Below are 20,044 nucleotides of genomic sequence, written 5' to 3' on the forward strand. Positions count from 1 at the left end.
CATGAACTTTTACAACAATTTCGCCATGTATTATGACAAGATATTTCCAAGAAACCCTAAAGTGATTCAATTTATGGATCGTACTTTTAAACAAGGCCATATCTTAGATGTCGCTTGTGGTACAGGGGAATACTCTGTTTCGCTCGCGCATTTAAACTATCAAGTGACAGGGCTCGATTTGTCCGATCAAATGATTGAATATGCGAAAGCGAAAGCGGTAAAAGAAAATGTCGATGTCCATTTCCGTGTTCAAAACATGTTGGACTTACAAGATCAATCACTTTATGAAGGTATCATCTGCATCGGTAACTCACTGGTCCATTTAGATAGTGAATCCGAGATCAAGCAAGCGATTGCGAATATATATCAAGCATTAAAACCCCATGGTTCTGTGATCATTCAAGTCATCAATTACGATCTAATCTTAGAAAAGAAGTTGCCTGGATTATCCACCGTAACCAATCAAGAATACTCATTTTATCGAAACTATGAATTTGACGGTAGTAAGATTCATTTTAAAACCCGCTTAACCGATGGACTTAGGGTATTTGTCGATGAAACCTTATTGTTCCCATTAAAACACCAAACACTGATTGATTTACTTACCAATGCAGGGTTTAGAGACCTTAAAACCGTTGGTGGGTTCTCCCATGAATCATTCGATTTAAAACAAGACATCACGTATGTCGTTACAGCGAAAAAATAAAAGGGCCAAAGCCCTTTTTTTCTTAGTCTAATGCAGGTTTTTGAGTAAGCGACATGATGATGGGAATCAACATTGGCTTACGTTGGGTTAAGTTTTTAACGTAATCAGTGACTTGATCCACCAATGCTTGTTTTAACAAGGTTTCGGTGAATTGTTTACGACTGAATTCTTGGTTGAGCACTTCACGCGCTTTCGCTGCGATGCCATTGGTGATTTCCTCATTGCCTTTCATATAAATGAATCCACGGGAAATGACGGTTGGATCGGTGAGTAACTTACGATTGACTGGGTCAATGGTTAAGACAATGGATAACAGTCCATCTTCAGATAATAATTTACGTTCTTTGATAATAGCACTGCCGATATCACCAATACCTGTACCATCGATGTAAATATCGCCTGCTTGGACTCTACCTGCATAACGGATGGACTCATTGGATAATGCAGCAACATCACCGTTATCCATGATGAGGACATTGTTCGGTTCAACACCCAGTTGAACAGCGAGTTCTTTATGGTGTTTGAGCATACGGTGTTCCCCATGCATCGGAATGAAGTATTTAGGACGAATGAGCGATAACATCAATTTCAAGTCAGGTTGATTACCATGACCAGAGGTATGGGTATCCGCGACTGGACCATTGATGATGACAGACACATCTCTACGATACAATTGGTCAATCGTTTTATTGACAGATTCTTGATTACCAGGGATCGGTGAACTGGAGAAGATGACCGTATCGCCAGGTTGGGTTTTGATTTGACGGTGGGTACCATTCGCGATTCTAGATAAGGCAGCTAAGGGTTCACCTTGAGAACCAGTACATAAGATGGTGACTTCGTTCGCTTTAAAGTTATTGATTTCATCGGCTGTAACAATGACACCTTTAGGGGCTTTTATATACCCTGTTTGTTGTCCAATTTCCATGGCACGTTCCATCGAACGACCAAAGACAGCCAACTTACGGTTATTTTTATAGGAGGCTTCCACGATTTGTTGCATACGATACATATTGGATGCGAAAGTCGCGATGATGATACGACCGGTTAACTTCGAGAAAATCTCATTGATGGCATTCCCAACCGTACGTTCAGATGGGGTTAAGCCATCGCGTTCTGCGTTGGTGGAATCTGATAACAAACATAAGACGCCTTCGTTACCGATGGCAGCGAGTTTTTCATATTCTGCAGCTGGCCCTACTGGGGTATAGTCAATCTTAAAGTCGCCTGTGTGGAATAAGATGCCTTGTTTGGTTCTGAAAACAAAGCCAAACATGTCAGGTATGGAGTGGTTTAAACGAATGAATGAGAGTTCTACGTTACCAAAATTGTAAGTATGGTGCGATTTAAACTCGATAATCGTTGGTGGTTTAACGTCTTTGTGTTCTAAAATTTTGTGTTCAATAAAATCTACAGCGATGCCAGCAGCGTATACTTTCGGTATTTTCACTTGTTTGAGCAAGTAAGGAATACCCCCAATGTGGTCTTCATGACCATGGGTGATGAATAGACCCACAATGCGGTCTTGGTTGTCAGCTAAGTATTGGTAATCCGGAATGACATAGTCAATTCCAAGCAATGAATCATCTGGGAACAAAATCCCAGCGTCCACCACAAAAATTTTATCTTCAATTTCGTAGACATACATGTTTTTACCGACCTCACCGAGGCCGCCTAAGGCAAAAATGCCAATTTCGCCGTCTTTTAGCAGCGTGTTTTTACTCATATTAAAATCCTCCTTTTCAGGATATCGCAGTAGTTTATATTTATTTTACATGATATGAACTTAAATTCATAGTCTAATGCACAAAATAATGGTAAAATGATGCAGGTGATAAAGATGAAGACTGCTATATTTTTTGATGTGGATGGCACCATGTTCGATAACGAACACCAATGTATCCACCCATCCACACGTTATTTAATTGAAACCTTAGCCAAGGATGACCGTTATGTTTTAGGTCTCGCAACCGGCAGAAGCTTAGAACAATTGGACGCGATTAGGGATATCCGTGACTACTTTAAAGTAAAGATTGTCATCAACGGTGCGGTATCCTATATTGACAATGATTTTGTCTATGGAAGACCCATCGATGTGAAAGACTGTGAGGCTGTATTAAAATACGCCAACAGCATCCATACAGGCATCGGTTTCATAGGCAAAGACCGCCACTGTGTCACGATGAACAACGAGACTGTCAGAGAAGCATTGAGGGATTTCTCCATGGCGATGCCAGAAGTGAACCCAACCTTTTACCTTGAAGAACCTGTCTATCAAATTTGGGTGTTTTCAGATAATCGAGCCCTCATTGATAAGTTTAAACAAAAGTTTAGCCACTTGAGAATATTCAATTGGCATAAAGATGGCGCGGACATCGTTCACCCTGAGGTATCTAAAGGTGACGCCATCACACACCTTAAACCCTTGTTAGGGGTCGATCAAGTCATCGCGTTTGGCGATGGTGAAAACGACGTCGAGATGATTCGAACAGCGAACATTGGGGTGGCTATGGGCAATACCCGTAGCGAAGCACTAAAAAAAGGGGCGACCTTGATCGCACCCAGAATCGATGAAGATGGTTTGTTTCAAGCAGCGAAGCAATTAAACTTACTTTAAAGCGCGTTTGATACCTTGAATGATTTCAGGCAATATCTCATTTGGAACATACATCGAAATATCGGCGTTGTAAGCAACCAATTCCTTGATGGCAGACGATGACACATACGTATGTTTATAGGACGGGAATAAAATCACCGTTTCAATGTTCGAATTTAAGTTACGGTTAAAATGGTATAATGCAATTTCATTTTCAAAGTCTTTCATATTACGCAACCCACGAATCAGTGTGGTTGCTTTATTTTTTTCTGCGAATCGGACAACCAAATCATTGGTTTTAGAAACGTAGATATTGGGCACTTGTGCAGTCACCTTCTTAATCATTTCGACGCGTTCCTCAGGGGTAAATATCGGGTGTTTTTCACTATTTTCAGTCACCAATACATACAGTGTTTCGAATTGTTTGGCCGCTCTTAACATGATGTCAAGATGTCCTAATGTGATGGGATCAAAAGAACCGGCATATACGGCATTGCTCATGGTATCACTCTCTTCTAATTTAAGTATACCATAATTCAAAATGTGATTCTCAAAAAACAAGCTTTGTGATAAAATAGCCGTGAGGTGTTTCACATGCATGCATACAAAAGAAGTGTTGTTTTACAATTAGGCGTTTTTGGATTTTTCTTTTTTTACGGTTTAGATCATATTTTATCTGTATTGGTGACACGTAACTTACCCATCCTCATCGCGGAAGGTATCATCACGTTGATCATTTTGGGTCTATTTATATACTTTTACACCAAAACACCGAAAGATGTCGTCTATTTGGTCAAAAAACCATCGATGGATAAAATTAAAATTGTGCTCTATACGATTGCGTTCGCACTCATCCTCAGCATTATCTTCACTGGTTTTCAACCCATTGAAGGGTTAGAATTGTACATCGAAATCGTCGCTGGAACCATCACCAGTTTGGCTGGGTTGTATGGGGTTTATATCGGTATTGAAATCATCCAACAAAACAAATAATCATCCCAGGTGGATGATTTTTTTACGTTATTTTTCACACAAATACAAAACAGTTGACCACTCAACTAAAAGTGCGTATAATAGACTCAGTTGATGAGTCAACCATATATTAAAGGAGATATTTATGCTCAAACTATTCAAGTATTTTAAATGGTGGTATTACCCACTCATTGTATTGATCTTGGGTCTGACTTTGATCCAAGTCGAACTCGATTTAAACCTCATTGATTACATGCGTGAAATCATTACGCTGGTTGGTAAAGCCAACATCACTGGTGAATCTCAAACCAATGCGATTTTAAACCAAGGGTTAGAGATGTTAGGAATTTCTTTGTTATCCATCTTAATTACCATCGTCGTGTATTATATTTCTGCACGTATTGGTGCGAATTTTGTGAAGCATTTGAGAAAACAACTTTACGATCGTATCCATGATTTTTCAATGGAAGAAATCAACCAATTTCAAACCAGTTCGTTGATTACCCGTTCGACAAACGACATCACGCAAGTTCAAATGGTCGTCATCGTATTGTTACGATTGGCATTCACAGCACCAATCATGGCGATTCGTGCCATTCAAAAGATTGTCGATATCGATTTGACTTTATCGATGCCGATTGCTGTTGCGATCATTGTGATTGTGTTGATGATTTCCGTCATCTTCATTTTTGTGACACCATTGTTTTCTAAGGTTCAAAATCTTACCGATGATTTAAACCAAGTCACCCGTGAAAACTTGACAGGGTTAAGGGTTGTTCGTGCCCACAATGCAGAAGGGTATGAACATTCGAAATTTAAAAAGGTCAATAATGAATTGACAAGAATGAATTTATATGTGAACCGTGCGATGCAAATGATGATGCCGGGGATGATGCTCGTGATGAATGGGGTATCCTTAGCGGTCACATGGATTGCTGCCGTGATGATTCAAGAACAAACCTTAGGTGCCAATCCACTCGAAGGGATTGCGATTCAATCCCAGTTCTCGATTTATGGTATCCGTATTTTATTCGCCTTCATGACCTTGACCATGTTATTCATCATGGTACCTCGTGGTGCTGTATCAGGTAAACGTATTTATGAAGTGTTGAATACAACGCCGAAGATCAAAGACCCAGAAAATCCAAAAGAAATCCCTGCTGATCAAGCCGTTGAAGTTGAATTCAATGATGTTTGTTTCAAATACCCACTAGCCAATGAATGTGTACTTGAACACATTTCATTTAAAGCCAAAGCGGGTCAAACCGTTGCATTCATCGGTTCAACCGGTAGTGGTAAATCCACTATCATCAATCTAATTCCTAGATTCTATGATGTCTCGAGTGGTGCCATCACATTGAATGGCGTCGATATTCGTGATGTCAGACAAAAAGACTTATTGGATTATATTGGTTACATCCCTCAAAAAGGGTTGTTGTTCTCCGGGGACATTGCTTCTAATCTACGCGTAGGCAAGCCAGACGCCAGCGAAGAAGATATGCAAAACGCTTTGAAGACAGCCCAAGCCTACGATTTCGTGATGGAAAAAGAAGGTGGCTTGAATGCCGATGTCGCCCAAGGCGGTAAAAACTTCTCTGGTGGACAAAGACAACGTTTGTGTATCGCAAGAGCCATCATTAAACAACCGAAAATATACATCTTTGATGATTCATTCTCGGCCCTCGACTATCAAACCGACCGTAAATTACGTGCGGCACTCAAAGAACAAACCAAATCATCGATTAATTTTATCGTTGCACAACGCATTGGTACGATTATGAATGCCGATCAAATCATCGTACTAGACAAAGGTAAAGCCGTTGGCATTGGTACACATCAAGAACTATTGGCCAACAACAAAGTATACCAAGAAATGGCATACTCACAATTATCGAAGGAGGAACTCGAAAATGCAAGCCTCTAATAATAGAAAACCAGCACCTGGCATGGGTGGTGGACATGGCCCTGGCGGCATGGGTCGCTTCATGGGTCAAAAACCGAAAAATTTCAAGCAAGCAATGAAAAAATTGATTGTTCACTTGAAACCATTCTATCGACCTATCCTCATTTCATTGATTCTTGCTGCAGCATCCACTGTGTTTAATATTTTTGGCCCTCGTTTGATTGGGGACATGATCAACGCCGTCAGTGACGGTGTCAGTATGGGTGGACCTGGTAGTTTCATCGTCGATATCGATTTTGAATTGGTCAACCGCTTGGGATTCATACTCATTGGTTTATACGTGACCAGCTATGTGTTTAACATTGCACAATCGTTCTTATTAACCAAAGTCACTCAACGTTTGAATCAATCCTTAAGAAATGACGTATCCACTAAAATCAACCGTATGCCTCTAGCCTACTTTGATTCAAGAAGCTATGGGGATGTGTTATCGGTGGTTACGAACGATATCGATACCATCAGTAATTCTTTAAACCAAGCAGTGACTGCGATGATCACAGCCATTACCTCGATGATTGGGATTCTCATCATGATGTTGACCATTTCGTGGCAACTCACTTTGGTGACCCTCGCCTTATTACCATTATCGATTTTAGCCATTAAGATCATCATGGGTAATGCGAGAAAATACTTTAGAGCTCAACAAAGTACTTTAGGTAAACTCAATGGACACATTGAAGAAATCTATAGTGGACACCAATTGATCAAAGTATTTAATGCGAAACAAAATGTCGAATCTGAATTCAACACCAACAATGAAGGTTTAGAATCGAGTGCCTATAAATCGCAATTCTTATCCGGTTTAATGATGCCGGTGATGGGTTTCATTGGTAACTTATCTTATATCTCTGTAGCGGTATTTGGCGGTTATTTAGCAGCTACTAGACAACTACAAGTCGGTTATATTTTATCCATGATTCAATACAACCGTCGTTTCACCAACCCAATGGACCAAATTGCGCAATCCTTAACACAACTTCAAAGTGCAGCAGCAGCCGCAGAACGCGTATTCGATTTCTTAGATGAAAAAGAAATGGCCAACGAAGCAGCACTGGCAGATAGTGTCGTGAATAAGGCAGGTAATATCGAATTCAAACACGTGAAGTTTGGTTATACCCCTGATCGTGTCATCATTAAAGACTTCAATTTAAGTGCCAAATCAGGACAAAAAATCGCGATTGTTGGACCTACCGGTGCCGGTAAAACCACGCTGGTTAACCTCTTGATGAAATTCTATGAAATCAATGAAGGTGACATCATCATTGATGGTCAATCGATTCATAGTTTAAGACGTGAAGCCGTTCACCAACAATTTGGGATGGTTCTACAAGATGCTTGGTTATTTACTGGTACCATTTATGATAACCTTAGATATGGTAACCCTAAAGCCACCAGAGAAGAAGTCAAACAAGCAGCCATCATGGCGAATATTGACCACTTCATCGAATCCTTACCAGGGGGTTATGATTATGTCATGACTGAAGAATCTGGTATTTCATCCGGTCAAAAACAATTGCTTACAATAGCTAGAGCGATGGTGACCAACGCCCCAATGCTGATTCTAGATGAAGCGACTTCCTCAGTCGATACCCGTACCGAAATGCTCATTCAACAAGCAATGGATAACCTCATGAGTACCCGTACTTCATTCGTCATTGCACACCGCTTATCCACGATTAAAAACGCAGACATCATCTTAGTCATGAACGAAGGCGATATCATCGAAAGTGGTAGCCACGATGTGTTAATGGCCAAAGAAGGTTTCTATGCGAAACTTTATCAGTCACAATTTGACAGGAAGAATCAGTATGCAACAGAATAACGATTCAGAAGTCGTCAAATTACCACTGCTGATGGGGAAAATCATGAAAAAACTCCATAGTGTTGGTGACCCCATTCTTGAAAAATACGCATTATCGAGAATTCATGTACATTATTTAATGGCCTTGTCAGACTGTCATAAATCATTATCATCGAAGGAATTATCAGAGAAATTATCTGTTGATAAAGCCAATACATCGAGAGCCATAAACGACTTATTAGAACGTGGATTTGTTGAAAAAGAAGCGGAAGACCAAAAATCCTATCCGCTTCGATTAACAAAACAAGGTGAAATGGTTGCGAGAGAGCTCAAAGAGCACAATGCGAAAGAATTGATGGCGATGCTATCGGTTTTAACCGCTGAAGAAAAGATTCAAATGAAATCCATTTTAACCAAGATTTCAAACAATATATAAAAAAATGCCTTAGCCGATTCGTTCGGTCTAAGGCATTTTGATTTTATGCTTGAACTTGACAGTTTTCACAGTAACCATAGACGGTTAAATCATGGCCTGTAATTTTAAAGTGGTGTCTTTCTGCATCTTCATCGGCTACCCCGTGAAAATGACAGTCCATCTCAATCATTTTATGGCATTTTAAGCAAACCATATAGTGTTTGTGTTCTGAGGAAGCAATCTTATAATAAGCAGTGTTATCCAAAAAGGTCTTTTCAACCAAATGATACTGTTGAAAGGTATCCATGATACGGTAAACCGTGGATAAGTTCATCGAACCAAGGGGCAGTTTTGCATAAATCATTTCAGCGGACAATGGTGCCTTTTGTTTTTGCATGAATGATAACAATTGTTGACGTTGTTTTGTCATTTTTAACATGTCAGTCACGACCTTTCAATTTGGTATAAGAAAATAATGTCATAAATAGTATACCATGAACCACGATGATGGTTGAACCCGCTGGAATACCTAAGAAATGCGCGAACATAATACCCAAAATACTCACCACTGCATTGATGATCAACCCACGAACTACCATTTGTTTAAAACTCTTTGAAATCATCTGTGAAGATACTGCTGGGAAAATGATGAAGGCTGAAATCAATAGGGTTCCGATGGTTTTAACCCCAATCACAATGATGATGGCGGTTAAAATAGCCAACGCGTAATCATAGTACGCAATCTTAATCCCAGAAAAGCGGGCATAATTATCATCAAAAGTGATGGAGAATAATTTAGCGTAACCTGAGATGATGAATCCAGAAGTTAGCACCAATACAATGATTGAAACCCATATGTCCATCCAGGTGGTTGAGAAGATGGAACCGACCAACATCGATTCAATCGAGCGATTGAAACCATTGGATGTCGATATTAAGATTAAACCAATCGCGAAGGAAAATGAGGATACCAAACCGATGGCAGTGTCGCCTTCAACCAGTTTATTGCGCATTAACCATTTGATAACGATGGCTGCGGCGATGACGAATGGGATGGCAACCCAAATCGGTTCTCCACCGAGTAAGACACCAATAATGATGCCTGTAAAACTGATGTGTGCTAACCCATCACCGATTAAAGATTGGTTTTTGGATACTAAGAAACTGGATATGAATCCGGTTGATAATGCTAAGGTGAGTCCGATCAACAAAGCACGAATCATGAAAGGCCATAAAAGAAAATCAAACATGGTGATGATGACCTCCCTTTTTGTGACCCAACAATTGGTATTGTTCAAATGTACCAAAGAATTTGACCACTTGATCCAACTCTAAAATCCTTGAACCATGGCGTAACCCATCACTGAGGTCGTGGGTCACGTGGATGATGGTCATCCCGTTGTCGTTGAGTTTTTCAATATAAGCGTAGAAGAATTTTCTAAATTCAGGGTCTAAAGCGGAAGTGGGTTCATCTAAAATCAACACATCTGGATTGGATAATAACGCTCTAATGATGTAGACACGTTGTTGTTCACCACCCGAAAGTTTGCGCATCGGATGATACATCAATTCTAGCATACCCATGTCCGATAACAGCTTTTTAATCGCTTCATCGGCGGGTTTTTTCGCATTTGAAAATTTCAATACTTCATACACATTGGCAGGTAATTGTGCACTTTGAGATAAGTGCTGTGGTAAATAGCCAAAAACCACAGGGGCAATGTTTAGTTTGCCCTGTGATGGTTTTTGTAAGTTGGTTAATAATTTAATAAGGGTGGTTTTGCCTGAACCATTGGGTCCAATGATATTCAGGTAATCGCCTTTGTTCACATAAAAGTTGATGTCAGACAGTACTACCGAGTGTCCATATTCAACTTTTAAATGCTCGGCTTCAATGATCATGTTATAAGACCTCGTCTGTAAATGTTAAGCTGATATTGTTGTAGTTTTCAGTCCAAAGTTCAAGCAATGTGGTTTTCGCTTTGTATTGGTCTTTAGTCACATTGTGCATGCTGTGCAGCGGCAATAATACTATATCATAATTGTATGCAGATTTTAAGTCACTTTTAATGGTATTGACAACGGTCATAGATTCAAAAGGATCATAATACACATAATCAGCACCAGCGGTACGAATCGCTTCAATCATTTGAGAAATCTGTGCAGAAGTTGGGTCAGCATCTGGACTAAATGATTCGGTTAGACTAATGATATTGAGTCCAAATTCCTCATTTAATGAACTAAATACATTGTGCCCAACGAAATAGATAGGACGAGATTCTGGGTTGTTAATGCTCAAAAACTGTGTACGAATCGCTTTTAATTCATTTTTTAATGTTTCAGCATTCGCAGTATAAATGTCTGCGTTCTCTGGGTCAATTTGAATAATGCTTTGTAAAACAGCCTCAACCATATGGACTTGTGTGTGCACGGATACCCAATAATGAACATCGTGTTCATGGTCATGATCGTGTTCTTCATGTGGTTCATCAGGATGAGCTGCTTCGTGGATTTCTTCCGTTAGAACTTCTAAATCAACCGCAATCACATCGCTATCAATGATGTCTTGTGCCCATGTTTCTAGTTCAATGGAAGTGTATAAAAATAATTTAGCTTGGTTGATTTGAATGACTTGACGTGAAGTTGGTTCAAAGTCATGGGCTTCAACCCCTGGGGGTAAAATCATGGTGTAAGTTAAATCTTGATCCCCGACAATGGCTTTAACCATATCGTATTGAGGGTATAAAGTGACCACAATATCGTATTTTTGTGGCTGGCACGCACTGAGGATGAGTGTCGCGAGTAAAACAGGTAAAACCATCAATAATTTTTTCATAGATACAAAACTCCTTTGTTTACATCACCCATTATAGCACCAAATATTTTAATTGCAAATAGTTTGCATTCGCATTTTTCAATCAAATTACAATTTTTATTTGATATGAAAGCCTATATTATGATATAATATGAGCCGTAAAGGTGAGTGGATTAGGTTCCACTCATTTTATTAGTCAAAAGTAGGTGAGTAAAAATGGACTTAAAGCAATTAGAACCAATCATAGAATCCGTACTGAAGAATCATCAATTGTCCTTATACAGTTTAAAAACAAAAAAGGAATTTGGTGAACACATCCTAGAAATCTTGGTGGATGGGGATGACCTATCGAGTGACCACCTAGGGATCGTGAATACCGAAATCAGTGAAGCACTCTCTGATGACTTATTCGATCCAGACTATTTCTTAGAAGTATCCTCACCTGGGGCAGAACGACCGATTCGAAATGAACAAGAAGTCGAAAAAGCCATCGGGATATATGTGCACATTGAAACCCCTGAGTTGAATAGCGATGGCTATTTATTGGATTTCAAAGCAGGCATCATCACTTTCCAAATCAATTTAAAGGGACGACTTAAAAAGGTTGAAATCCCTTATACAACCGTTAAATCCATGCGTTTAGCGATCAAGTTTTAGGAGGAATGAAACGAAAATGGTAAGCAAAGAGTTTTTTAGATTGTTAGAAGTCATCGCAGAAGAACGTGGTATCTCTGTCGACCTCATTACAGATGCATTTATTAAAGGTATGGTCGTCGCTTTTAAGAAGAGTAAAGGACATACGTCTTGTCGTGTTGAACTCAACCCAGATAAAAATGAAATCTTGGTATTTGAACAACACCTCGTCGTACCTGATGAAGGGTATGATTTAGAAGCTGACCCAACACTGAAACAAATGAAGCTCAGTGAAGCGAAACAACGCAAGAATAGAATTAAAGTAGGGGATATATTAGAAGAATCCATCAACCCAAAAGAATTCTCACAAACCGCCGTTGTCAACTTAAAGAATGTATTGAATCAAAACTTGAAGAACATTGAAAAAGAAAATGTCTATCAATTCTTCAAAGCAAAAGAAAAAGAAATGGTGATTGCGAAAGTCATCGGTGAAGATGAAGAATACTACCGATTAGACTTAGGCAAAGAACTCACCACGTTGTTGCCAAAAAGAGAAGCACTACCAACCGACAAGTTTGTGGTAGGTGAATCGATTAAGGTGTACATTGCGAGTGTTGAGATGAAGACCAAAGGCCCTAAAGTCTTGGTAACCAGACTCGATAAGAGCTTAGTGACACGCTTATTTGAAAACCTTATCCCAGAAGTCAAATCTGGTGTGGTTGAAATCATGGGTATCGCCAGAGACCCAGGTGACAGAACCAAAGTCGGTGTCATGTCGAATGACAAGAACGTTGATGCGATTGGTGCGTGTATCGGTGAAGAATCCGCACGTATCAAAGAAATCGTTCGTGCCTTGTCTGGAGAAAAAGTCGACCTATTCTTATGGAGCACCAACGAAAGAGATCTCATTGCCAATTCCTTACAACCAGCAGAAGTCTTGGCTGTAACCCAAATCAACCCAATCAAACGAACAGCTTTAGCCATCGTTAAAGACGATAAGTTATCCCTTGCGATTGGTAAAGGTGGACAAAACGTTAAGTTAGCAGTTCAAGCCATTAATTGGAAGATTGATATTAAGAGTGCATCCATGGCAGAAGCTGAAGGTATACTCTTCTAGTGGAGGTTTCTCATGAAAGAAAAGAAAGTACCGATGCGTACCTGCGTCGTGACCAAAGAAGTTAGACCCAAAAAAGACCTCATCCGCGTTGTTGCTACCCAAGATGGACAAGTTTCTGTGGATGTTAAAGGCAAAGCCAATGGCCGTGGTGCTTATTTAATCCTTTCTAAAGAAGTGATTGAAAAAGCAAGAAAGTCAAAAGCTTTAGATAAAAAATTAGAAGTAACTGTACCAGAGGCTATTTACGATACCTTGTTATCGTTGGTAGAAGCCAATGCCTAATCGTTTGGGTTTAGCCCAAGTCGCAGGCAAGGTTAAATCTGGCACAGATTTCACAGTCGAAGCCATTCGTAACAAACAAGCCAAACTCGTCTTTTTAGCATCTGATGCGTCGGATAATACGAAAAAACGTGTATTGGATAAAGCCCGTTTCTACGAAGTGCCTGTACTGGAAATATTTGATACGGCTACGCTATCCAAAGCGGTTGGAAAAAACAACATCAAGGCTTTAGCATTGACCGATCAAGGGTTTGCCAATATGTTTAAAAAATAGAAGGAAGTGATGATATGAACAAACGTCCTAATTCAAAGAAAAATGAATCTAGAACGTCGAACATACCAAGAAGAGACGCCAACGTCGTTCGTGGTAAAACGATTATTTACAAGCCAAACATGAAAGTATCAGAAGTGGCTGAAGGGTTAGGCATTTCGAATGCTGAAATCATTAAAAAGCTCATGATGCTCGGGGTGATGACCTCTGTGAACCAGTCGATTGACCGTGATACGATTGAACTCATCTCCGAAGATATGGGATTTAAAATCCAAGACGAAGTGATTACCGATATTACCCGTTTTGATGAAATGAAGTTTGAAGACGCCGCTGAAGATTTGGTGAAACGTGCACCAATCGTGACCATCATGGGTCACGTTGACCACGGTAAAACCACCTTATTGGATACCATTCGCCACACCCGTGTGGTCGCTGGTGAAGCCGGTGGTATTACACAGCACATTGGTGCTTACCAAGTAGAACGTAATGGTGAAAAAATCACCTTTATCGATACCCCAGGACATGCAGCATTTACTGAAATGCGTGCACGTGGGGCGAAAGTCACCGATTTATGTATTTTGGTGGTTGCTGCCGATGACGGCGTGATGCCACAAACGGTAGAAGCACTTGAACATGCGAAAGCAGCCCAAGTACCGATCATCGTTGCAGTCAATAAAATGGATAAGCCACAAGCCAACCCAGAATTGGTGATGACGGAATTATCTAATTTAGGATTGATTCCAGAAGCATGGGGTGGTAATACCCCTTATGTAGAAGTCTCTGCCCTTAAAGGTAAAGGCATCGACACTTTATTGGATGTCATCCAATTGGTTTCTGAAATTGAAGATTTGAAAGCCAACCCGAACCGTCTTGCCAGTGGTACTGTCATTGAAGCTAGACTGGATAAAGGTAGAGGAATTGTTACCACTGTCATCGTTACCAACGGGACATTAAAAGTCGGTGACAACGTGGTCGCAGGGAATACCTATGGTAAGATTCGTACCATGAATGACGACACCAAACGTCGTTATGACGAAGCCATCCCAGGTCAACCTGTGGAAATCACTGGTTTATTTGATATGCCTGAAGCGGGCGATATCTTCGTCGCGTTGAGCGATGAAAGACAAGCGCGTCAAATTGCTGAAGAACGCCAAGCACGTCAACGTGAAGGCGAAATGGCAAAACAAAAGAAAGCTTCTTTAAAATCCATGATGGAACAAGCAGAAGCGGAACAAAAAGAATTGGTACTCATCATCAAAGGGGATACCCAAGGGTCGATTGAAGCGTTGAAAGGCTCACTTGAAAAACTCGATATTGAAGGTTTACACGTCAATGTCATTCGTTCTTCAGTCGGTGCCATCACCGAAAGTGATGTATCTTTAGCCAGTGCATCCAACGCCATCATCATCGGGTTTAACGTTAGACCTACCAGTGTTGTTCGCGAATTCGCGAAGAGCCAAGGGGTTGAAGTGAGACTGTATAACATCATTTATAAAGCCATTGAAGACATCGAAGCAGCCTTGACAGGTATGTTAGCACCAGAGTTTGAAGAAGTGGTGACTGGACAAGCTGAAGTACGTTCCGTATTTAGAATATCTAAAGTCGGTGCCGTTGCCGGTTGTTATGTGACCGATGGTGTCATCGAACGTAACTCATTGGTGAGAGTCATCCGTGAAGGTATCGTTGTTTATGAAGGCAAAATGGCTTCATTAAAGCGCTTCAAAGACGATGCTAAAGAAGTCAAAGCTGGTTATGAATGTGGTATTTCCATTGAAAACTTTAACGATATTAAAGAAGGCGACATTATGGAAGCCTCAATTGAAAAAGAAGTGGAGCGTGGTTAACTATGTCAAGCATTTCCATCGAAAGATTGAATTCGTTATTCTTAAGAGAACTCGCTGTCATCATCAATCGTGAAAACAAATCCGATGTGGTGAACTACTATAATTTAACAGAAGTACGCATCACACGTGACTTGTCTTTCGCAACCGTGTTCTACACGATCTTGAATGATGATCCAGAAGTCATCAAAGTTGCGCAAGCCAACTTGGACAAAATCAACAAACAAGTGCGTAAAGAACTCGCATCTAAAGTCAACAATCTACGTAAAATGCCGGAATTGGTTTTTAAGTATGATGAAGCCTTGGCTTATGGCAACAAAATTGATAAAATTCTTAAATCCATCGAATAGGACCCTACTGGGTCCTTTTTGTTCTAAGTACCCCCATGATTTCACACGATATTAATAAATTCAAAAAAATTCAAAAAATGTATTGAAAATTCACAAGATGGTGTATAATAGAAGTAAGGAGGGGGAATTATGGCAATAGAATGGATTATGCCGAAGGACACTTTAGGCACTGTTACCTTCTATGACTCGAACATTACACTCAATAAAGTGGCTGCATCCTATTTTGTAGATGCATATAAAGTCATCGTTGGCATTGACAGAGAAAAAAGACGTGTCGTCATTAAAAATTTAAGTAAAGAAGAAGCCACTCGAGGCGATGTCAATAAAAATCATTTACTAGATGTCGCCATTAAGAAGAGTTATGGTCGAATCAGCAGTAAAAAAGTAGTGAGCGATATCGCATTGGTGACCAAGTTCACATTCACAAAGGATACCAATTATAAATATCGCGCTAAGTGGAATGCCACAGAAAGATTACTCGTCATTGAACTGGATGGGGAGGTAAAGGGCTAATGGAATTTTTAAATGATTATTTGATGATTATTATTTGGGCAGTTGTATTGGTAGGGACCATTTTAATTGAGTTTGAAACCTCTGATTTGGTCACTATTTGGTTCTCTGTCGGTGCGATTGGTGCATTGATTGCAGCCGCATCAAACGTGAATTTCTTTGGACAAATCGCCATTTTCATCGTCGTATCGTTGGTTTTATTGGCGTTAACTCGCCCATTGACCAAACGTTTCATGGACAAGGAAGTCATTAAAACCAATGCTGACCGTACGGTTGGTATGCATGGTGTCGTGGTTACTGAAATACCGTTTGATGGTAAAGGTGAAGTCAAAGTAGATTCTCAAATTTGGAGAGCCTTTACAACACAAAAAGATCCTATTCCAGTAGGTACACGTGTGGTTATTTTAGATATCGTGGGCAATAAGTTGCTTGTCGATGTCCTTAAAGAAGACTTATAAAAAAGAAAGGATGATTTATAAATGTTTAACTTATTAGCTGTAGAACCGGGTACGATTGCATTAGTCATTCTACTCATCTTGTTGTTACTTGCAGTGATCATTGCTTTATCGAGTATTCGAATTGTCAGACAAACACAAGCATTGGTTATTGAAAGATTGGGTCGTTATTATGCGACATGGAACACAGGGATTCACCTATTGGTACCATTCATTGATCGCGTATCAAAAACAGTAACCCTTAAAGAAATTGTTAATGACTATGCACCACAACCAGTCATTACCAAAGATAACGTTACGATGCAAATCGACACCGTCGTCTATTATCAAATTACCGACCCTAAAGCATTCGCTTATGGTGTAGATAATCCTAACCGTGCCCTTGAAACATTGACAGCAACCACGGTTCGTAACATCATCGGTGCCCTTGACTTAGATGAAGCGTTAACCAGCCGTGAACTCATCAACAGCAAAATGCGTATCATCTTAGATGAAGCGACAGACCCATGGGGTATCAAAGTCGTTCGTGTGGAATTGAAGAACATCATCCCACCTAAAGACATCCGTGAAGCCATGGAAAAACAAATGAGAGCAGAACGTGAAAAACGTCAATCGATTTTGATCGCAGAAGGGGAAAGACAATCCGCCATCTTAAAAGCTGAAGGTTTCAAAGAATCTCAAATCCTTGAAGCACAAGCTCAAAAAGAAGCAGCCATTCTTAGAGCTGCCGGTGAAGCTGAAGCTATTTTAAAAGTCCAAGAAGCGACTGCAAAAGGGATCGAAATGGTTAAAAAAGCAGGTGCTGACCATTCAGTACTTACATTAAAAGCCTATGATGCATTGGTTGAAGTTTCTAAAGGTCAAGCAACCAAACTCATCATTCCTTCCGAACTTCAAGGCTTAGCAGGTTTAGTGACCTCCGCCAAAGAATTGTTTAGCGAAGATAAAAAATCGACAAAATAAACCAAAGAAACAGGCCTAAAAACCTGTTTTTTGTCGCGTTAAATGCCCTAACTATGATATAATTTGATGTAGGTGATATCATGATTGCAGAAGTGATGCTGGATTTAAAAACCACCCAAATCTTATCTGCTTACGATTATCTCATCCCCGATACATTGAAGGGATTTTTAGTCGTCGGGATGCGTGTGGTGGTGCCTTTTGGTAGCACCACCCGTGTGGGTCTCATCACTGGGATCAAACCAACTTCTCTTGACGCAACCAAGTCCATTATAGAACCATTTGATTTAGAACCCCTGATAACCAAAGAACAGCTTCATTTGATCGATTATTTGGAAAAACAAGCCATGATACCTAAGCATATAGCCTATGATAAAGTTGTCCCAAATGTCTTAAAAATCGACTATACCAAAAAGGTTCATGTTTTACAAAGACACTTATTGAAGTCACCTTTATTGGAACTTTTAACAAAGGACCATTCGGTATTTCAAAAAACATGGATGAAACACTATCACGCATTTAAAACAGCAGAATCCAAGAAAATCATATCTATTGAAACCTTCATAGAACAAAAGAAGTCGATTCAAATGATGATTTCATATGAAGCGACCGACTTTAAACCAAAGACCCCAAAACAACAAGCTTTATGGCACTTTTTATCCACCGAGAGGACCATCGATGATATCCTGTCGGAAGGGTATACCAAAGCCATGTTGAAAATACTGATTGAACAAGGGTCTGTCAGCACCAAATCGATTGAAAAAATATCGACCCATCGTTCCTGGATTGCACAAGATCATAAAGTGTTAACTACCGAACAAAATCAAGCGATTGAGGATATCGCAACCGCCTTTAAAACCTATCAACGCTTTCTGCTCAAAGGGGTCTCGGCCTCTGGTAAAACCGAGGTATTTTTACAACTTTGTCGTAAACTACAACAGACCAATCAACAAGCACTCATCGTCACCTTAGATGAAGCATTGGTCGAACAAATGGCGGATTATATCTCACCTTATTTGAGTGTTTCAAAAATCCATTCCGGATTGACAGAACAACAAAAACTCGATGCTTACCGAGCGGTTCAACTCGGTGCATCTGATGTCCTGATCACAACCCCTTTTGGGATGTTTACCCCATTTCAATCTTTGGGATTGATTGTGGCTGACGAAGCTCAAGATAGCATCTATCTCGATTATGCAAAAACGGTCCATGGTTTGGATGTCTTGGTAGAAAGAGCGAAATACCATAAAGTGCCTTTGGTTTACGCATCCGCCACCCCACCAGTTCAACTATTGTACGATGCCCAAATGGGAAAGTTAAATTGGATTGAACTCACCGAAAAAGTCTACCAAACTGAGGATGACGTTATCGTAGTAGATATGAAAAAAGAACTCGAAAACGGGAACTTATCGATGTTGTCTAAAACGCTTCATGAAGCGATTAGCCAAACATTGAGAAATAGACAACAAGTCTTGATTTTAGCCAATCGACAAGGCTATGCACCTTATGTGATGTGTCGTAGCTGTGGACATGTCCCTACCTGTGAAAAATGCGATACCCCGTTGGTGTATCATAAAGAAAAACATAAACTCAAATGTCACCACTGTGGGTATACCATCCCACCGGTGTATGTATGTGATGCTTGTGGCAGTGAGAAAATTAAACCGGTTGGGATCGCGATTGAACAAGTTGAGTCTCATATCAAAATGGCTTTTCCAAGAGCCAAAGTGAGTCGATTAGATGCGGATAACACCACTAAAAAAGGTGTTTATATCGATACGATTAAGGCATTCAAAGATAAGGAAATAGATATTTTAATTGGCACACAAATGATATCCAAGGGACATGATTTTGATATCCCTTTGGTCGGTATTTTATTGATTGACTCGATGTTAAAAGCACCTACCTATTTGGCCAATGAACGAACGTATCAATTGATCCGACAAACGATGGGTAGGGCTGGTCGAAAACAAGCGGGATTGTCGATCATACAAACGTATCAACCAAATCATTTTGTGATCAAAACCATTCAAGATGAATCGGCGTTTTATGAACAAGAACTCAACCGTCGAATGTTGGCGAAAAACCCACCCTATACCCAGTTGTTAACCTTGGTATTTAGAGGGAAAACATCAGAACAGACCGAAAAAGCCATCCAACGATTGAAACAAACCGTATTGGCTCGTTATTCTCAGTTTGAGATCATTGGACCCAGCGAATATCAACAACATACCTATAAATTGATGATTAAAACCCAAAAACGCCAAGATTTAAGTACCCTCATCGAATGGATCAAAAAAACATATGAAAATCCATCGCTATCGATTTCATTTTATCGATATAATGATGAAGTTTAGGAG

Annotated in this window: 22 protein-coding genes; 16 read left to right on the forward strand and 6 right to left on the reverse strand. The window is 40.0% G+C overall.

Annotated elements, in window-relative coordinates; translation table 11 throughout:
- The first annotated feature begins 1 nt into the window (after position 1).
- On the forward strand, positions 2-706 hold the full coding sequence (locus N7548_RS06105; protein ID WP_263608582.1) for a methyltransferase domain-containing protein: 705 nt from the start codon (positions 2-4) through the stop codon (positions 704-706).
- 22 nt (positions 707-728) lie between these two features.
- Here the strand turns inward: N7548_RS06105 and N7548_RS06110 are convergent, their stop codons facing one another.
- Positions 729-2,432, reverse strand: a complete 1,704-nt coding sequence (locus N7548_RS06110; protein ID WP_263608583.1) for a ribonuclease J — start codon at positions 2,430-2,432, stop codon at positions 729-731.
- Positions 2,433-2,546: 114 nt separating this feature from the next.
- Between N7548_RS06110 and N7548_RS06115 the strand changes: the two genes are divergently transcribed.
- The gene (locus N7548_RS06115; RefSeq protein ID WP_263608584.1) at positions 2,547-3,323 is read left to right on the forward strand and encodes an HAD-IIB family hydrolase; all 777 of its coding nucleotides are present in this window, start codon (positions 2,547-2,549) and stop codon (positions 3,321-3,323) included.
- Here N7548_RS06115 and coaD read toward each other — a convergent pair.
- Positions 3,315-3,803: a pantetheine-phosphate adenylyltransferase gene (gene coaD / locus N7548_RS06120; RefSeq protein WP_263608585.1), complete on the reverse strand. Its 489-nt coding sequence runs from the start codon at positions 3,801-3,803 to the stop codon at positions 3,315-3,317. The genes N7548_RS06115 and coaD overlap by 9 nt on opposite strands.
- A gap of 93 nt (positions 3,804-3,896) precedes the next feature.
- On the opposite strand from coaD, the gene N7548_RS06125 reads away from it, so the two are divergent.
- The 4 genes from N7548_RS06125 (at position 3,897) to N7548_RS06140 (ending at position 8,474) form a co-directional block, all read left to right on the forward strand.
- The gene (locus tag N7548_RS06125) at positions 3,897-4,295 is read left to right on the forward strand and encodes a hypothetical protein (RefSeq protein WP_263608586.1); all 399 of its coding nucleotides are present in this window, start codon (positions 3,897-3,899) and stop codon (positions 4,293-4,295) included.
- A gap of 124 nt (positions 4,296-4,419) precedes the next feature.
- Positions 4,420-6,198 (forward strand): ABC transporter ATP-binding protein, encoded by a 1,779-nt coding sequence (locus N7548_RS06130; protein WP_263608587.1) that lies wholly within the window; start codon positions 4,420-4,422, stop codon positions 6,196-6,198.
- Entirely contained in the window at positions 6,185-8,059 is a 1,875-nt protein-coding gene (locus tag N7548_RS06135) for an ABC transporter ATP-binding protein (RefSeq protein ID WP_263608588.1), read from the forward strand. The genes N7548_RS06130 and N7548_RS06135 overlap by 14 nt, the downstream gene beginning before the upstream one ends.
- Positions 8,046-8,474, forward strand: coding sequence for a MarR family winged helix-turn-helix transcriptional regulator (locus N7548_RS06140; RefSeq protein ID WP_263608589.1), 429 nt, complete (start codon positions 8,046-8,048; stop codon positions 8,472-8,474). The genes N7548_RS06135 and N7548_RS06140 overlap by 14 nt, the downstream gene beginning before the upstream one ends.
- Positions 8,475-8,517: 43 nt before the next feature.
- On the opposite strand, the gene N7548_RS06145 is transcribed toward N7548_RS06140, so the two are convergent.
- Genes N7548_RS06145 through N7548_RS06160 form a run of 4 tightly spaced genes read right to left on the reverse strand, consistent with a single transcriptional unit; the run spans position 8,518 to position 11,289 of the window.
- Positions 8,518-8,892, reverse strand: a complete 375-nt coding sequence (locus N7548_RS06145; protein ID WP_263608590.1) for a Fur family transcriptional regulator — start codon at positions 8,890-8,892, stop codon at positions 8,518-8,520.
- 1 nt (position 8,893) lies between these two features.
- Positions 8,894-9,703 (reverse strand): metal ABC transporter permease, encoded by an 810-nt coding sequence (locus N7548_RS06150; protein ID WP_263608591.1) that lies wholly within the window; start codon positions 9,701-9,703, stop codon positions 8,894-8,896.
- Complete coding sequence (locus N7548_RS06155) at positions 9,696-10,355, reverse strand: metal ABC transporter ATP-binding protein (protein WP_263608592.1); 660 nt, start codon at positions 10,353-10,355, stop codon at positions 9,696-9,698. The genes N7548_RS06150 and N7548_RS06155 overlap by 8 nt, the downstream gene beginning before the upstream one ends.
- A 1-nt stretch (position 10,356) precedes the next feature.
- Positions 10,357-11,289, reverse strand: a complete 933-nt coding sequence (locus tag N7548_RS06160; protein ID WP_263608593.1) for a metal ABC transporter substrate-binding protein — start codon at positions 11,287-11,289, stop codon at positions 10,357-10,359.
- A 195-nt stretch (positions 11,290-11,484) separates the two neighbouring features.
- On the opposite strand from N7548_RS06160, the gene rimP reads away from it, so the two are divergent.
- The 10 genes from rimP to priA all read left to right on the forward strand — a co-directional run bounded on the left by rimP (position 11,485) and on the right by priA (position 20,041).
- On the forward strand, positions 11,485-11,925 hold the full coding sequence (gene rimP / locus N7548_RS06165; protein WP_263608594.1) for a ribosome maturation factor RimP: 441 nt from the start codon (positions 11,485-11,487) through the stop codon (positions 11,923-11,925).
- A 16-nt stretch (positions 11,926-11,941) separates the two neighbouring features.
- Positions 11,942-13,018, forward strand: a complete 1,077-nt coding sequence (nusA, locus tag N7548_RS06170; RefSeq protein WP_263608595.1) for a transcription termination factor NusA — start codon at positions 11,942-11,944, stop codon at positions 13,016-13,018.
- A 12-nt stretch (positions 13,019-13,030) separates the two neighbouring features.
- Positions 13,031-13,300, forward strand: coding sequence for an RNase P modulator RnpM (gene rnpM, locus N7548_RS06175; RefSeq protein WP_263608596.1), 270 nt, complete (start codon positions 13,031-13,033; stop codon positions 13,298-13,300).
- Complete coding sequence (locus N7548_RS06180; protein ID WP_263608597.1) at positions 13,293-13,571, forward strand: L7Ae/L30e/S12e/Gadd45 family ribosomal protein; 279 nt, start codon at positions 13,293-13,295, stop codon at positions 13,569-13,571. Before rnpM ends, N7548_RS06180 begins: the two co-directional genes overlap by 8 nt.
- A gap of 14 nt (positions 13,572-13,585) precedes the next feature.
- Complete coding sequence (gene infB / locus N7548_RS06185) at positions 13,586-15,412, forward strand: translation initiation factor IF-2 (protein ID WP_263608598.1); 1,827 nt, start codon at positions 13,586-13,588, stop codon at positions 15,410-15,412.
- A 2-nt stretch (positions 15,413-15,414) separates the two neighbouring features.
- Positions 15,415-15,759 (forward strand): 30S ribosome-binding factor RbfA, encoded by a 345-nt coding sequence (gene rbfA, locus N7548_RS06190; protein WP_263608599.1) that lies wholly within the window; start codon positions 15,415-15,417, stop codon positions 15,757-15,759.
- Positions 15,760-15,888: 129 nt separating this feature from the next.
- A complete protein-coding gene (locus N7548_RS06195) occupies positions 15,889-16,272 on the forward strand; it encodes a hypothetical protein (RefSeq protein ID WP_263608600.1) in 384 nt (127 codons plus the stop codon).
- Positions 16,272-16,727 (forward strand): NfeD family protein, encoded by a 456-nt coding sequence (locus N7548_RS06200; RefSeq protein ID WP_263608601.1) that lies wholly within the window; start codon positions 16,272-16,274, stop codon positions 16,725-16,727. The genes N7548_RS06195 and N7548_RS06200 overlap by 1 nt, the downstream gene beginning before the upstream one ends.
- Positions 16,728-16,748: 21 nt before the next feature.
- Positions 16,749-17,687, forward strand: coding sequence for an SPFH domain-containing protein (locus N7548_RS06205; RefSeq protein WP_263608602.1), 939 nt, complete (start codon positions 16,749-16,751; stop codon positions 17,685-17,687).
- A gap of 80 nt (positions 17,688-17,767) precedes the next feature.
- Positions 17,768-20,041, forward strand: a complete 2,274-nt coding sequence (gene priA, locus N7548_RS06210) for a replication restart helicase PriA (protein WP_263608603.1) — start codon at positions 17,768-17,770, stop codon at positions 20,039-20,041.
- Positions 20,042-20,044: the final 3 nt, after the last annotated feature.

Source organism: Paracholeplasma manati (assembly GCF_025742995.1).
Classification (GTDB): Bacteria; Bacillota_I; Bacilli_A; order Acholeplasmatales; family UBA5453; genus Paracholeplasma; species Paracholeplasma manati.

Bases quoted from the DNA above. Each gene is read 5' to 3' on its own strand.
- rbfA (WP_263608599.1), top strand. From the start codon at position 15,415: ATGTCAAGCATTTCCATCGAAAGATTGAATTCGTTATTCTTAAGAGAA.
- N7548_RS06130 (WP_263608587.1), top strand. From the start codon at position 4,420: ATGCTCAAACTATTCAAGTATTTTAAATGGTGGTATTACCCACTCATT.
- N7548_RS06180 (WP_263608597.1), top strand. From the start codon at position 13,293: ATGCCTAATCGTTTGGGTTTAGCCCAAGTCGCAGGCAAGGTTAAATCT.
- rimP (WP_263608594.1), top strand. From the start codon at position 11,485: ATGGACTTAAAGCAATTAGAACCAATCATAGAATCCGTACTGAAGAAT.
- N7548_RS06135 (WP_263608588.1), top strand. From the start codon at position 6,185: ATGCAAGCCTCTAATAATAGAAAACCAGCACCTGGCATGGGTGGTGGA.
- N7548_RS06125 (WP_263608586.1), top strand. From the start codon at position 3,897: ATGCATGCATACAAAAGAAGTGTTGTTTTACAATTAGGCGTTTTTGGA.
- nusA (WP_263608595.1), top strand. From the start codon at position 11,942: ATGGTAAGCAAAGAGTTTTTTAGATTGTTAGAAGTCATCGCAGAAGAA.
- N7548_RS06155 (WP_263608592.1), bottom strand. From the start codon at position 10,355: ATGATCATTGAAGCCGAGCATTTAAAAGTTGAATATGGACACTCGGTA.
- N7548_RS06205 (WP_263608602.1), top strand. From the start codon at position 16,749: ATGTTTAACTTATTAGCTGTAGAACCGGGTACGATTGCATTAGTCATT.
- N7548_RS06115 (WP_263608584.1), top strand. From the start codon at position 2,547: ATGAAGACTGCTATATTTTTTGATGTGGATGGCACCATGTTCGATAAC.
- rnpM (WP_263608596.1), top strand. From the start codon at position 13,031: ATGAAAGAAAAGAAAGTACCGATGCGTACCTGCGTCGTGACCAAAGAA.
- N7548_RS06110 (WP_263608583.1), bottom strand. From the start codon at position 2,432: ATGAGTAAAAACACGCTGCTAAAAGACGGCGAAATTGGCATTTTTGCC.
- N7548_RS06140 (WP_263608589.1), top strand. From the start codon at position 8,046: ATGCAACAGAATAACGATTCAGAAGTCGTCAAATTACCACTGCTGATG.
- N7548_RS06105 (WP_263608582.1), top strand. From the start codon at position 2: ATGAACTTTTACAACAATTTCGCCATGTATTATGACAAGATATTTCCA.
- N7548_RS06150 (WP_263608591.1), bottom strand. From the start codon at position 9,703: ATGTTTGATTTTCTTTTATGGCCTTTCATGATTCGTGCTTTGTTGATC.
- priA (WP_263608603.1), top strand. From the start codon at position 17,768: ATGATTGCAGAAGTGATGCTGGATTTAAAAACCACCCAAATCTTATCT.
- coaD (WP_263608585.1), bottom strand. From the start codon at position 3,803: ATGAGCAATGCCGTATATGCCGGTTCTTTTGATCCCATCACATTAGGA.
- infB (WP_263608598.1), top strand. From the start codon at position 13,586: ATGAACAAACGTCCTAATTCAAAGAAAAATGAATCTAGAACGTCGAAC.
- N7548_RS06145 (WP_263608590.1), bottom strand. From the start codon at position 8,892: ATGTTAAAAATGACAAAACAACGTCAACAATTGTTATCATTCATGCAA.
- N7548_RS06160 (WP_263608593.1), bottom strand. From the start codon at position 11,289: ATGAAAAAATTATTGATGGTTTTACCTGTTTTACTCGCGACACTCATC.
- N7548_RS06200 (WP_263608601.1), top strand. From the start codon at position 16,272: ATGGAATTTTTAAATGATTATTTGATGATTATTATTTGGGCAGTTGTA.
- N7548_RS06195 (WP_263608600.1), top strand. From the start codon at position 15,889: ATGGCAATAGAATGGATTATGCCGAAGGACACTTTAGGCACTGTTACC.